General features: G+C 70.5%; 12 protein-coding genes, 1 tRNA gene, 2 pseudogenes and 1 riboswitch. Of the genes and pseudogenes, 8 read left to right on the top strand and 7 right to left on the bottom strand.

Annotation, left to right across the window (positions count from 1 at the left end):
• The first annotated feature begins 53 nt into the window (after positions 1-53).
• Positions 54-114, top strand: a riboswitch (guanidine-III (ykkC-III) riboswitch).
• 150 nt (positions 115-264) lie between these two features.
• Positions 265-1,212, bottom strand: coding sequence for an NmrA/HSCARG family protein (locus IF09_RS0126920; RefSeq protein ID WP_030299834.1), 948 nt, complete (start codon positions 1,210-1,212; stop codon positions 265-267).
• A 636-nt stretch (positions 1,213-1,848) separates the two neighbouring features.
• Between IF09_RS0126920 and IF09_RS0126915 the strand changes: the two genes are divergently transcribed.
• Together IF09_RS0126915 and IF09_RS0126910 are read left to right on the top strand one after the other, a co-directional pair.
• Positions 1,849-2,079: a hypothetical protein gene (locus IF09_RS0126915; protein ID WP_030299833.1), complete on the top strand. Its 231-nt coding sequence runs from the start codon at positions 1,849-1,851 to the stop codon at positions 2,077-2,079.
• Between the two features lie 28 nt (positions 2,080-2,107).
• Complete coding sequence (locus IF09_RS0126910; protein WP_051832949.1) at positions 2,108-2,320, top strand: hypothetical protein; 213 nt, start codon at positions 2,108-2,110, stop codon at positions 2,318-2,320.
• Between the two features lie 123 nt (positions 2,321-2,443).
• On the opposite strand, the gene IF09_RS47340 is transcribed toward IF09_RS0126910, so the two are convergent.
• The 3 genes and pseudogenes from IF09_RS47340 to IF09_RS0126900 all read right to left on the bottom strand — a co-directional run bounded on the left by IF09_RS47340 (position 2,444) and on the right by IF09_RS0126900 (position 3,347).
• Positions 2,444-2,617 carry a hypothetical protein gene (locus IF09_RS47340; protein WP_234321167.1) on the bottom strand — a complete coding sequence of 58 codons (174 nt, stop codon included), beginning with the start codon at positions 2,615-2,617 and terminating at the stop codon, positions 2,444-2,446.
• A gap of 90 nt (positions 2,618-2,707) precedes the next feature.
• Positions 2,708-2,852 (bottom strand): annotated as a pseudogene (locus IF09_RS47335) (Na+/H+ antiporter NhaA); the annotation flags it as partial.
• Between the two features lie 204 nt (positions 2,853-3,056).
• Positions 3,057-3,347 carry a chaplin gene (locus IF09_RS0126900; RefSeq protein WP_030299831.1) on the bottom strand — a complete coding sequence of 97 codons (291 nt, stop codon included), beginning with the start codon at positions 3,345-3,347 and terminating at the stop codon, positions 3,057-3,059.
• A 628-nt stretch (positions 3,348-3,975) separates the two neighbouring features.
• Here IF09_RS0126900 and IF09_RS0126895 point away from each other — a divergent pair.
• A complete protein-coding gene (locus tag IF09_RS0126895; protein WP_030299830.1) occupies positions 3,976-5,310 on the top strand; it encodes a hypothetical protein in 1,335 nt (444 codons plus the stop codon).
• Positions 5,311-5,550: 240 nt separating this feature from the next.
• On the opposite strand, the gene dhaK is transcribed toward IF09_RS0126895, so the two are convergent.
• Positions 5,551-6,555 carry a dihydroxyacetone kinase subunit DhaK gene (gene dhaK / locus IF09_RS0126890; RefSeq protein ID WP_030299829.1) on the bottom strand — a complete coding sequence of 335 codons (1,005 nt, stop codon included), beginning with the start codon at positions 6,553-6,555 and terminating at the stop codon, positions 5,551-5,553.
• Between the two features lie 321 nt (positions 6,556-6,876).
• Here dhaK and IF09_RS0126885 point away from each other — a divergent pair, with 321 nt between their 5' ends.
• From IF09_RS0126885 to IF09_RS0126875, 3 genes are all read left to right on the top strand, one after another.
• Positions 6,877-7,725 carry an MIP/aquaporin family protein gene (locus IF09_RS0126885; protein ID WP_030299828.1) on the top strand — a complete coding sequence of 283 codons (849 nt, stop codon included), beginning with the start codon at positions 6,877-6,879 and terminating at the stop codon, positions 7,723-7,725.
• A gap of 83 nt (positions 7,726-7,808) precedes the next feature.
• Entirely contained in the window at positions 7,809-9,326 is a 1,518-nt protein-coding gene (gene glpK, locus IF09_RS0126880; RefSeq protein ID WP_030299827.1) for a glycerol kinase GlpK, read from the top strand.
• 37 nt (positions 9,327-9,363) lie between these two features.
• Positions 9,364-11,076, top strand: a complete 1,713-nt coding sequence (locus IF09_RS0126875; protein ID WP_030299826.1) for a glycerol-3-phosphate dehydrogenase/oxidase — start codon at positions 9,364-9,366, stop codon at positions 11,074-11,076.
• Between the two features lie 143 nt (positions 11,077-11,219).
• Here IF09_RS0126875 and IF09_RS0126870 read toward each other — a convergent pair whose 3' ends face one another.
• Complete coding sequence (locus tag IF09_RS0126870) at positions 11,220-11,699, bottom strand: hypothetical protein (protein WP_030299825.1); 480 nt, start codon at positions 11,697-11,699, stop codon at positions 11,220-11,222.
• Positions 11,700-11,756: 57 nt separating this feature from the next.
• Here IF09_RS0126870 and IF09_RS0126865 point away from each other — a divergent pair, with 57 nt between their 5' ends.
• Together IF09_RS0126865 and IF09_RS48585 are read left to right on the top strand one after the other, a co-directional pair.
• Positions 11,757-12,338, top strand: coding sequence for a TetR/AcrR family transcriptional regulator (locus IF09_RS0126865; protein WP_030299824.1), 582 nt, complete (start codon positions 11,757-11,759; stop codon positions 12,336-12,338).
• Positions 12,339-12,386: 48 nt separating this feature from the next.
• A pseudogene (locus IF09_RS48585) lies at positions 12,387-12,535 on the top strand (IS5/IS1182 family transposase); the annotation flags it as partial.
• Positions 12,536-12,616: 81 nt separating this feature from the next.
• Here IF09_RS48585 and IF09_RS0126860 read toward each other — a convergent pair.
• Positions 12,617-12,690 (bottom strand) — tRNA-Met (locus IF09_RS0126860).
• Between the last annotated feature and the right edge of the window lie 90 nt (positions 12,691-12,780).

Genomic DNA, 12,780 nt, shown 5'->3' with positions numbered 1-12,780 from the left:
GAAAGGTCATCCCCGTCAGGCGGCGGGCGGCCGCCTCCGTTGCCGGATCTCCCGGCGGCCGGTTCCCAGGCCCCGGACGAGGAGTGCCGTACCCGGTGACGCACGACGACGCGCGAGGTGCTCCCCGAGCAGCGCCGTCCGCTGTCCGCACCGGGACAGCGTCCTCGTCGAGCGAGACGGGCCGAAAGCCATGACCGCGCCACTCACTTGCAGCCTGCATCAGGACCACCGTGCCCGTCTGCACACTGACGGTGCTCGCAGCCCTCAGCTCCAGTGGAACTCGTCCCGGTGTGCCGCCAGCCACGTGGAGAAGTCCTGGAGGGCCGGGTTGAGGGCGCGGACGGCGTCGAGGTCGCGGGCACCGGTGAAGCGGGCCTCGCAGTCGGCGTAGAACTGGAACATGTTGCCGGCCTCGTCGGCGCCCGGGAAGCCCAGCGCGCGGAACGCGTCCGGCGTCAGGGGGCGGTAGCGGACGGGCTCCCCGAGTGACTCCGAGAGGGCCGCGGCCATGTCGGCGACGGTCAGGTGTTCGCCCGCGATGCTGACCGTGGCCGGGATGAAGTCGGTGCCGCGCTTGAGGATGGCGAGCGCCGTCTTGCCGATGTCGTCGACGGCGATGCCGGAGAGTCTGCTGTCGCCCATCGGGAAGTTCAGCTCGAAGGCGCCGTCCTCGCCGCGCGCCGGGGCGAACGCCCCGAACAGATTCTCCCAGTAGAAGGTGGTGCGCAGGAAGGTGGTCGGTACACCGTCGTCGGTGAAATAGTGGTCCGCTTCGGCCTTGCCGTCGAAGTGCGGGACCTTGTACGAGCCCTGGAGCGTGGGCATCCGGCCGTCGTCCAGCGGAATGCACTCGCGCGTGTCCTCCAGGGTGGACCAGATGGCGTGCTGCACACCCGCCTGCGACGCTGCCCGAGACAGGGCCGCAGCCTGCGCCTTCTCGTGCGCCGCGTCCATGTCTTCCCAGAAATTGGTCACCAGGTACGCCCCGTACGCGCCCTCGAGTGCCGCGACCAGGCTCTCCTCGTCATCCAGATCGGCCTGGACCACCTCGGCCCCGAGCCGTTCCAGCTCCTTGCCCCGGTCCGAGTCGGGCCGACGGGTCACCGCGCGGACCACGAATCCGCTGTCCCGGTCCGCGAGGATCGCCCGTACGAGTGAGCCTCCCTGGTGCCCCGTCGCGCCGAAGACGGTGACGGTTCGCTGCTCGGTCATCGCCGGCACTCACTTCCTGTTTCCTTCGGTGCCCGGCCAGGCACATTCCGCTGCGAAACCTATGTCCCCGGGGTTGACCCCGACCGGCGCTACACGCTGACCCCGCCCGGATGGGCGCACCTTTCCCTGGCCGGCCGTGCATGGGGGTGCGGGCGCGGGAAGGCGGGCAACGCAAACCGCCCGCGGTCATGAACTCCCCGTACGACGTGGTTCCGACGACACCACGTGGGCCCGCCCAGCACGGTCTCGGCAATGACGCCCTCGAATCGCGGACCTGCACCACGAACAAGGGCCGCTCGTCCAGGAGGACACGCTGCTTGCCGTCCGGAACGAGACCGTGGCCGTCACCTGTACCGAGATCGCCGCGGGCCGCCAACTCCGATGCCCGGGACCGGGGGCACCGGGTTGCCGCGCTTCCGGCGGACGTACCCTCGCCGCTCTGGGCCGTCCCTTTCGGCTCCTGCCGGGCCCGCGACGCCTCACGCCGTACCTCGCCGGCCGGCCGGGCGGGCGGCGGCTGTCGGGTGAGCGGTCGCGCGGCGGTCGCCGGGCGGCGATTCGTCCCTACCGGGCTCCGGCGGCCTCTCCTGGCGATACCGTGGTGACACACGCCAGATGACAGCCCAGGAGCCCCGGATGAGCCAGCAGCCGGCCCCCGTGCCCGAACGCCAGCCCCTCGACGAGCTCGCCGCCGCGTCCGTCCTCGCGTACGCGGCTGACCAGCGAGCGAAGGTCGACGTCCTCGCCTCGGTGCTCGAGGACATCGCCGCGAACGGCTACCCGTCCCCGGAGAGCGGCGTGCTGTGGGAGACCGCTCGCGACGCCCATCTAGCCCGTCTCGCGGACGAGCAGCCCCGTAGCGCCTGAACACGCCGCGCGTCGCTCGCGCGTCGTCATGGTGGAGCCGGCGCTCACCCAGCTCGCCGAGCTCACCACGAACGAGACGCACCGCTTGGACCGGGCGATCGTCGCCGTCAGCGTCAAGCTCGGCACCGAGGTGCCCGGCACCCTGCTGCGTCGACTACGCGGACGAGACCGACGGGTACGCGTCATCTACCACGTCACTGCCCTGCGGACCATCACGATCGTGGCCTACGTCGAAACCTGAGCTGCACACCGGCTGCACCCTGGATCTGCTTGAGTCAAAGGCCCCCGTTGCGTGGTCTGTTGCACGGCGCAGGAGGGTTGGGACCCTGCGAAGCGCTTGCCGGCCCAGACGGCGGGGGACTCGTCAGGAGCCGATCTTCCCGCGGACGCCACGGAGGGCTTCCTCGAGGGTCTTCGCGCCGTGCTCGCGTCGGGCGAATCCGTCGCCGTCGCCGACACCGCGCTCCACGCTCCAGCCCCAGCCCGTCGCGTCCCTGCCGTCGACCACCGCGAAGCGACTGCCGACCGTGATGCTCATCGATACGTTGCCGCCGGTAACGCCCGTACTTCGGTCCGGGCAGCATTCCCGAGGATGCGACGGGCGGCATCGTGCACGGTGTGGCCAGGCTGCAGCTATGAGCGAACCGAGCAGGAACGCGGCTTTGGTGTGCACGACGTGGGCCGGGCCGGGGAAGGGGAGCTCTCCGATCAGCAGGGCCACGGTGAAGCCGATCCAGGCGAGCACGGGCCAGCTCGGACACGTCCGCCCAGGCGGGCGCCGAGGCTGCGCCGGACAAAGAGCCCCCTCCGTACACGAGACGGGCCGATGTGGAACATCACTGGATCTCGTCATGAGATCGGCCTCCCCCGGAGGACGGGGGAGGCCGATCTGTGCGGGGCTGTGCGCTGCGGCTGCTTTCGACGGCGGCGCTGGCCGTACGGCGCGATGAGCGCGCCGGGTTCAGGCTCTGGTGCTGTCAGTTCTCGCCGTTGTGGTCGGCCTTCTTGTGGCCGTCCTTGAAGTCTCCGCCGTCGTTGATGCACACGTTTCCGAAGGCAGGGTTAAGGATGCCGACGATGTTGACGGAGTTGCCGCAGATGTTGATCGGGATGTGGATGGGCGCCTGGAGGACGTTGCCGGACAGGACACCGGGGGAGCCGATGGCAGCGCCCTCGGCGGTGGCGTCGGCGGCGGCCATGCCGGCCCCGCCTGCCAGGACAGCGCCAGCGGCGGCGGTAACGGCTACGGCCTTGGCGATACGAAACATGGAGATCTCCTTGAACTCATACCTGCCGCAGGGAGTACGGCACGGACGTCCCCCACAACCGTCCGAGCCGCCTGCCCGTCACGATCGATGGGCCGAACCAGTGACCGGGGCATCGGTGCGGCAGTCGAAACGCCCGCTCGAGGGTGCCCGTCGACCGGGCTGAACCAAGGAGGCCCCGGCCGTCGCCGAGCAGATGATCCGGCTGTCAATCAGGGCATGGCTGGTGACTGTGACCGGGACCATCGAGAGCGGGGCCGTCACACGGGTTCCGGCCCGTGGGGTGGTGGGCGGAAGTCGCCGTAGACAGCGGCTGACGCAGAGGGCGGCCAGAGCCTCGCCGGCGACTCGCGGTCGGTGTCGCGGCCACCGCCCGTGTGAAGTCCACCAGCGTCCCCATCGACGTGGCGGCGGACCCCTCGCGGGACGTCGGGCCCCCGCCGAGCCGACACCGAGTGCGCTCATCGGATGAATACGGCGACGTCAGGGAAGCCCAAGGGGAGCTACGCGCGACGGACGTGGTCGGCTGGTTCCGGCGCCCCTTGTCGACGGTCTGCGGCAGGACGGACCGGGGTCGCTCTGTGGAGCGCGTCCGAGGGGGCGCCTCCTGGTGCATGAGGAGGAATCCCCGATGTCCTGGCAGAACTTCCGAACGAAAGGTCCGCTCCTCGGTCTCCGTCGACCGTACCCGGGCCACCTCCTGGCCGCGGCCGGCCTGGCAGCCGGCTGTGTGGCGGCGCTCCCGGCCCCGCTCGCCCACGCCGCCGAAAAGCACGTCCCATGCTCAGTCCCGGCGCTCGTCGAGGCGATCAAGAAAGCCAACGACTCACCGAACGCCGACACACTGCGCCTGGCCCACAAGTGCACGTACACCCTCACGGCACCGGACAGCAGCGACGACGCCAACGGCCTGCCGCTGATCACCACCGAGATCACCATCCAAGGCAACGGAAGCACGATCAAACGAAGCTCGCGGGTCGCGACGCCGGACTTCCGCATCCTCGCCGTGTCAGGGGAAGGGAACCTCACTCTGGAAAGGATCACGATCGCCGGGGGAAGGACCGCCGATGCCGCCGATTGCCCGAGCGCACCCGACCTGGTCTGCGGCGGTGGCATCCTCAACGCAGGAACGCTGGCGTTGCGTGCCAGCCGGGTGACCGGCAACACCGCCACGGGCAGCGTCGGTGACGCGGTGCTGGGCGGTGGCATCCACAATGAGGGCACGGCCACGCTCACCGACACGCGGATCGACCGCAATGCGGCCACCAACACCGGCTCCGGGCAGGCCATCGGCGCAGGGATGAGCAACTTCGCCACCCTCACCGTGAAACACGGCACCATCACCCGCAACACTGCTACCGCGACTGGTCTGCAGGCGGTCGGCGGCGGACTGAACAACTTCGGCGACGCCTCCCTGACCAAGACGGAGATCAGCGCCAATACGGCGACCAACACGGGCGGAGGGTTCGCGCGGGGCGGCGGCATCGGCAATGCAGGCAGCCTCACCGTGACCGGCGGCTCCGTGGACAAGAACCGCGTCGATTCTCGAGCGGGCATCGTGGGAGGCGCCGGGATCACCAACCGGGCGGGGCTGGAATTGAAAAACACTTCCATCAGCGACAACAGCGCCAGCGCATCCAACGGCACCGTCGAAGGCGGCGGCCTGCGCAATGCCCTCGGTGGGACGGCAACGGTGACCGGCACTCCGGTCAGCGGCAACACCGCCGACGCACCAGGCGGCACCGCGCGGGGCGCCGGTGTCTTCAACGGCGCGGACAGCACGACCGCCCTGGACCGGAGTCCCGTCAAAGCGAACACCGCAAAGGCTTCCGGCGGGAGCGCCGACGGCGGCGGCATCTTCAACGAAGCCGCGCTGGGCGCCGTAACGCTGACCAGCAGCCGCGTCACGGGCAACCGCCCGAACAACTGCGCCCCGCCCGGCAGCGTGGCCGGCTGCACAGGCTGAGCGAGCCCGTCGGTCAGGGCCTGCGCCACGCGTGGTGCAGGCCCTGACCTGAACGAAGGCTCAGCCACAGCAACCCACACGCCCAGACGGCGGACTTCTGCCGGTGCACGACCCTGACGTCACCGGGGAGGAAGGAGCCCTGTCGGGGAAACCTCCCGGAGGGGTCCAGGCCCGCACTCGTCGGTCCTGCTGGTCACAGGCTGGGTGGCGTACTGGAGCCGGCCGCGGGTGGCCTCGGAGTCAGCGACCCCAGCGCAGCGCTGCCGTCTGCACCGGTGCGTCCCACAGCCGCAGCATTTCCTCGTCGGCCCGGCACAGCGTCACCGAGCATCCGGCCATGTCCAGCGAGGTGACGTAGTTCCCCACGAGGGTCCGGGCCACCGGAACGCCCCGAGCCGCCAGCACCCGGGCCACCTCCGCGTGGAAGCCGTACAGCTCCAGCAGCGGCGTCGCGCCCATCCCGTTCACCAGGGCCAGTACCGGCCCGTCAACCGGAGCCGCGTTCGCCATGTCCTCCAGCACAGAACCCACCGCGACCTCCGCGATCTCCCCTGCCGGCATCATCGGGCGCCGCTCCCGGCCCGGCTCACCGTGGATTCCGATGCCCAGCTCCAGCTCGCCGTCGGGCAGGTCGAAGGTGGGGCTTCCCTTGGCGGGGGTGGTGCAGGCGCTCAGCGCCACGCCGAAGCTGCCCGAGGCCTCGTTGACCCGCCGGGCGACTGCGGCGACCTGCTCCAGCGGCGCGCCTTCCTCCGCCGCCGCACCGGCGATCTTCTCGACGAAGAGCGTGGCTCCCGTGCCGCGGCGCCCGGCGGTGTAGAGGCTGTCGGTCACGGCGACGTCGTCGTTGACCAGCACCCGCTCGACCCGGATTCCGTCTTCTTCGGCGAGCTCAGCGGCCATGTCGAAGTTCAGTACGTCCCCGGTGTAATTCTTGACGACGAACAGTACCCCTTGGCCTGAGTCCACGGCCTTGGCCGCACGCACCATCTGGTCGGGCACGGGGGAAGTGAACACCTCGCCCGGGCAGGCGGCGGACAGCATTCCGTGTCCGACGAAGCCGGCATGCAGGGGCTCGTGTCCGGAGCCGCCACCGGAGACGAGGCCGACCCGCCCGCCCTGCCGCGCGTCACGCCGTACGACGACCCGGGCGTCGGCGTCCACCTCCAGTTCCGGGTGGGCCGCAGCCAGCCCCCGCAGGGCATCGGCGACCACGGTCTGGGGACTGTTGATCAGCATCTTCATCGGGTGCCTCCCGGTCGGAGCCGGCGGGTCAGTGGTCCGGCACCGTGACGGAGCACAGATCACCGCGCGCGGGCCAGGCGCGTCCGTGAGGGCACGCCCTACGAACAGTGTGCTGCCGCACCGCGGATCTCCGCGAGTACTCGCGGAGATCCGCGGGTACTCGGACGATGCCCCGGAGAAGGCCCCAGATGCCGTGCGGGCACTGGCTTCCGCAGGGTCGGCCCCGCTCCGCCTTTCCGGTACGGGCGACCCGTCTTACGCTGAACCGTGGGCTCGGGGCAGTCGAATGCCGGTCTTCGGACCGGCGGGAAGCGGGCACCCATGAAGGAGCGCCTGAAAGCACCAGGGCTGGTCGGTGAACTCTCGGCCGAATTCGCCGGCACCATGATCCTCATACTCTTCGGCTGTGGTGTCGTGGCCCAGGTGGTCGCCGGCGGAGCCTTGACGGACCCCGCGGGCGGCCTCGGAAACCACGACAGCATCGCCTGGGCCTGGGGTCTCGGCGTGACCCTGGGCGTCTACGTCGCGGCAAGGCTGAGCGGCGCCCACCTCAATCCCGCGGTGACCGTCGCCTTGGCCGCCTTCAAGGGCTTCCCGTGGAGCAGAGTGGCCCCGTACGCGCTGGCCCAGATTGCCGGCGCCTTCGTCGCCGCGCTGATCGTCCGCTGGAACTACACCGAGGCGCTGGCGAAGGCCGACCCTGGCCACACCATCAAGACGCAGGGTGTCTTCTCCACGCTGCCGGCCAACGGAAATCCGAATCTGCCGGTGACCGAGTGGGGCGCACTGCGCGACCAGATCATCGGCACCGCGATCCTGCTCCTGCTGATCCTCGCGGTGACGGACCTGCTCAACACGCCTCCGGGTGCGAACCTCGCCCCGTTCATCGTCGGCCTGATCGTCGTGGCGATCGGCATGGCCTGGGGCACCAATGCCGGGTACGCGATCAACCCCGCCCGTGACCTCGGCCCCCGGCTGGCCAGCTTCCTCACCGGGTACGGCACGGCATGGAGGGATCAGTACGGCAACTTCTACTTCTGGGTGCCGATCGTCGGCCCGCTGATCGGCGGTCTCCTGGGAGCCGGTCTCTACAAGTTCTTCATCGGCAGGTTCCTGCCGACCGCCGAACCGGAGCCCCCCGGACGCGTACCGACACCGGACGAGAGCTGACGCGATCCGGGGCGGCGGTCACAGCCCGTTCCGTCCCCGGACGGCAGCCCCCCGCACGGCATCCCAAAGGAAGGCGGCACCCCATGGCTGATTTCGTCGGCGCAGTGGACCAGGGGACCACGAGCACCCGCTTCATGATCTTCGACCATGCTGGCAGCGAGGTGGCGCGGCACCAGCTGGAGCACTCGCAGATCCTCCCGCGCTCGGGGTGGGTCGAACACGACCCGGTGGAGATCTGGGAACGCACCAACTCGGTGATCCAGAACGCCCTCCGGCACGGAAACCTCGACGCCTCCGACCTGGCGGCCGTCGGCATCACCAACCAGCGCGAGACGACCGTCGTCTGGGACCCCCGCACCGGGCGCCCGTACTACAACGCCATCGTCTGGCAGGACACCCGTACCGACTCCATCGCCGCGGCACTGGAGCGTGGCGGCCAGGGCGACGTCATCCGCCGTAAAGCGGGGCTGCCACCGGCCACCTACTTCTCCGGGGGCAAGATCCAATGGATCCTGGAGAACGTCGACGGCGTGCGGGAGGCCGCCGAGCAGGGCCACGCCCTCTTCGGCAACACCGACTGCTGGGTGCTGTGGAACCTCACCGGAGGCCCCGACGGCGGCATCCACGCCACCGACGTCACCAACGCCAGCCGCACCATGCTCATGGACCTGGAGACCCTCGACTGGGACGACGAACTGCTCGGATTCTTCGGCGTACCCCGGGCCATGCTGCCCACCATCAACCCGTCCTCCCACCCCGAGGCGTACGGACAGACCCGCACCTCCAGGCCGCTGCGCCAGGCCATCCCCATCACCGGTGTCCTCGGCGACCAGCAGGCGGCCACCGTCGGGCAGGTCTGCTACGCGCCCGGCGAGGCGAAGAACACGTACGGAACCGGCAACTTCCTGGTGCTCAACACCGGGACGGAACTGGTCCGCTCGCAGCACGGCCTCCTGACCACCGTGGCGTACCAGTTCGGCGACAGCCCCGCGATCTACGCACTCGAAGGATCCATCGCGGTCACCGGCTCGGCCGTGCAATGGCTGCGCGACCAGTTGAAGATCATCGGCGACGCCGCCGAGAGCGAGCGCCTGGCCAGCACCGTCGAGGACAGCGGCGGCATCTACTTCGTGCCCGCCTTCTCCGGCCTGTTCGCGCCGTACTGGCGCTCCGACGCCCGCGGCGCGATCGTCGGTCTGGCCCGCTACCACGACAACGGCCACCTGGCGCGGGCCACCCTGGAGGCCATCTGCTACCAGACCCGCGACGTGGTGGAAGCCATGGAGCAGGACTCCGGCGTCCACCTCGACGTGCTCAAGGTCGACGGTGGAGTCACGGCCAACGACCTGTGCATGCAGACCCAGGCCGATGTGCTCGGCGTACCGGTCAGCCGTCCCGTTGTCGCCGAGACGACCGCGCTCGGCGCCGCCTACGCGGCCGGGCTCGCCACCGGCTTCTGGCGGGACACCGACGAACTGCGCACCCACTGGCAGGAGTCCAAGCGCTGGGCCCCCGAGTGGTCGGAGGAGCGGCGCACGGAAGGGTACGAGGGCTGGAAGCGGGCGGTGGAGCGCACGCTCGACTGGGCCAAGGTCGAATAGGTTCCAGCCGCGCGCCCGCAGCAATGAGGAGGAGACCATGGTCGATCCAGTGGCCCTCTCACCCCAAGCCCGTACACAGGCCCTCGCCGACATGGGACAGGGCGAACTCGACGTCCTCGTCGTCGGAGGCGGCGTCGTCGGCAGCGGGTCCGCCCTGGACGCCGCCACCCGGGGCCTGAGCGTCGGACTCGTCGAAGCCCGCGACTGGGCCTCGGGTACGTCCAGCCGCTCCAGCAAACTCATCCACGGCGGCCTGCGCTACCTGGAGATGCTCGACTTCCGACTCGTCGCCGAAGCCCTCAAGGAGCGGGGCCTCATGCTCCGGTTCCTGGCCCCCCACCTGGTACGTCCGGTGCCGTTCCTCTACCCCCTGCAACACCGCGTCACGGAGCGCCCGTACGTCGGCAGCGGCGTGCTGCTGTACGACGCGATGGCCCGGGCCTCCGGCACCTCCGGAGGTCTGCCCCACCACCGCCACCTGAGCAGGCGCCGGGCCCTGCGCGAGGCACCTGCCCTGCGCTCCGACGCGCTGGTGGGTGCCATCCAGTACTGGGACGCCCAGGTCGACGACGCCCGGCACACCCTGTTCCTCGCCCGTACGGCCGCCTCGTACGGGGCACTGACCGCCAACCGCACGCGCGTCAGCCGCTTCCTGCGACAGGGCGAGCGGGTGGTCGGCGCCGTCGTCACGGACCTGGAGAGCGGCGACGAGACGGAGGTGCGGGCCAAGCAGGTCATCAACGCGACCGGGGTGTGGACGGACGATACCCAGGCCATGGCCGGCACCCGCGGCCAGTTCCACGTCCGCGCCTCCAAGGGCGTCCACCTGCTCGTCCCCCGTGACCGGATCAACTCCCGCACCGGGCTGATCCTGCGCACCGAGAAGAGTGTGCTGTTCGTCATCCCCTGGGGCCGGCACTGGATCATCGGGACCACCGACACCGACTGGACACTCGACAAAGCCCACCCCGCCCTCAGCTCCAAGGACGTCACCTACCTGCTGGAACACGTCAACAGCGTCCTGACCACCCCCCTGGTCCCCGAAGACGTCGAGGGCGTCTACGCCGGCCTACGCCCTCTGCTGTCCGGCGAGGCGGCGGAGACCAGCAAGCTGTCCCGGGAGCACCTCGTCGCCCATCCCGTGCCCGGACTCGTCGTGGTGGCGGGCGGCAAATACACCACGTACCGGGTGATGGCCAAGGATGCGGTCGACGAGGCCGTCCGAGGCCTGGACGAGAAGGTTCCCGACTGCGTCACGCACCGCGTTCCGCTGCTGGGCGCCGACGGCTACCCGGCACTGTGGAACTCGCGGCGCCGCCTCGCCGAGTGCTCCGGGCTCCATGTCGCCCGCATCGAGCACTTCCTGAACCGCTACGGCTCCCTGGCGCCCGAACTGCTCGCTCTGGTGGCGGCCGACCCCGCGCTCGGCGAGGCACTGCCGAGCTCCGACGACTACCTGAAAGTCGAGGCCGTGTACGCGGTGACCCACGAGGGAGCCCGCCACTTGGAGGACGTCCTCGCCCGGCGCACCCGCATCTCCATCGAGTCCTGGGACCGCGGAGTGGACGCGGCGCCGACCGTGGCCCGGCTGATGGCGCCCCACCTGGGATGGGACCGGGCGCACCAGGACCGCGAGGTCGACCACTACCTCAAGCGCGTGGCCGCCGAGCGCGAAGCCCAGCAACAGCCGGACGACCGGACCGCCGACGCCGTGCGGCTCGGCGCCCCCGACATCATTCCGGTGAACTGAACGTCCGCATGCGCGGCCGGGCCGGGTGGCAGCACCACGCGTCCTCCGGTCGGGGAACCGCCCGGACGTCCCCCGTTGCCTTCCCGGTCGCAGGAAACGGGTCGCGTCTCTCGCGCCTTGCCGGGAGCGGGGGTCCGGGTCCGTCAGTGTTCCTTGGGGGCGATAGCCATGAGCAGCCGGACGTACGGGGACCAGTGGGCGCGCCGGGCCGGGTGCTCGGCGCGGTCGAGGCTGTCCTCCAGCAGTGCGTCGTGCAGCCAGCGGTAGGCCAGCGGCCAGCTCAGCCGGGCGATTCCGGTGACCCGCATGGACAGGGTGTGCCGCAGCACCGTGCGCTCGTCGTCGACCGGCAGTACGGCGTACTCGTGAAAGCCGTGGAAGCCGCGAGGACCGCTGAAGGTGAACCGGACCCAGGTTCCCGGGACGTACGCGGCGACCGTGTAGCGGACCGGGCCGTGTCCGCCTTTCGCGCCTGCCGAGAGCGGGCGGTCGAACTCCATGGGAGACCAGGCCCGGTGCGGCCAGAGCCGGTCGGCCGGCCCGTCGGAGAGGGAGTCCAGGAGGGCGCCGGCCTCGGCCGCGCTCATCGGCAGCAGGCGTTCGTGGACGTTGTGGACGGGCATGGAGCTCCTTCAATTGGAGAGCAACCTCTAATTGAATTGGAGAGTACTCTCTGATTCATGCCGAGACCACCCCGCTTCGACGCCGACGAGCTCCTCGACGCCGCCGTCCTCCTCGCGGCCGCTGGCGGCCCGGCCGCAGTCACCATGTCCGCCGTCGCCCAGGCCGTCGGAGCGCCCAGCGGATCCGTCTACCACCGCTTCCCGGGGCGCCCTGCGCTCCTCGCCGAGGTGTGGCTGCGTACCGTCGAGTACTTCCAGGAGGGCTACCTCGCCGCCCTCGACGGCGACCCCGACCCCCGCAGGGCCGCCCGCGCCGGCGCCCGACACGTCGTGGCCTGGAGCCGGGACCACCCGCGGGAGGCGGCGCTGCTCCTGTACGGCGCCGAGGAGTTCGGCCGGGCTGGCTGGTCCGAGGAGCACCGGGAACGCGCGGATCGAGGCAACGAGCGGGTGTTCGCCCGACTCGGCAGGCTCGGCGCGGCCTTCGGCCTGACCGGACCCGAGGGGCGGGACCGGATCGCCCTGGCCCTGATCGACCTGCCGCTCGGCGTGGTCCGCCGCCCCCTGCGGTCGGGTCACGCACTGCCCCCGCACGCCGAGGACCTCGCCGAGGAGTCCGCGGCCGCCCTGCTCGGCTGAACGGCGTCGCAGAAGGCCCGGTTCGGGGCATTTGCCTGTAGGGGTGGGGTGGTGCGGGCTGAGCCGGTGTGGGTGGAGAGGCTCACGGGTCTGTCGATGGGGCGTTCGCCAAGCTGCTGAGGGTGGCGTGGGAGCGGGGCGGGAACAGGCGTGGTGGTGGCCGTCCGTGGTGTCTGCCAGTGGCGGACCGGGTGCTTGAACGGGCCTCCCACCCGGAAGCGTTCCGGCACGGCAGAAGGGCCCGGATCCATTTCAGGATCCGAGCCCTTCCGGTGTAGTAGCGGGGACAGGATTTGAACCTGCGACCTCTGGGTTATGAGCCCAGCGAGCTACCGAGCTGCTCCACCCCGCGTCGGTGAACCCCACCCTACGGCACCGCCGGGCGCTGTTCGACCGGCTTTCCCTCAGCGTGCCAGCCGACGGGTTCTCCGGGGTGACGGCG

This window comes from Streptomyces katrae, from assembly GCF_000717655.1.
In the GTDB taxonomy this organism is placed as follows: Bacteria; Actinomycetota; Actinomycetes; order Streptomycetales; family Streptomycetaceae; genus Streptomyces; species Streptomyces katrae_B.
The sequence above is the reverse complement of the archived record's forward strand: the minus strand, read 5'-3'. Positions and strand labels throughout refer to the sequence as shown.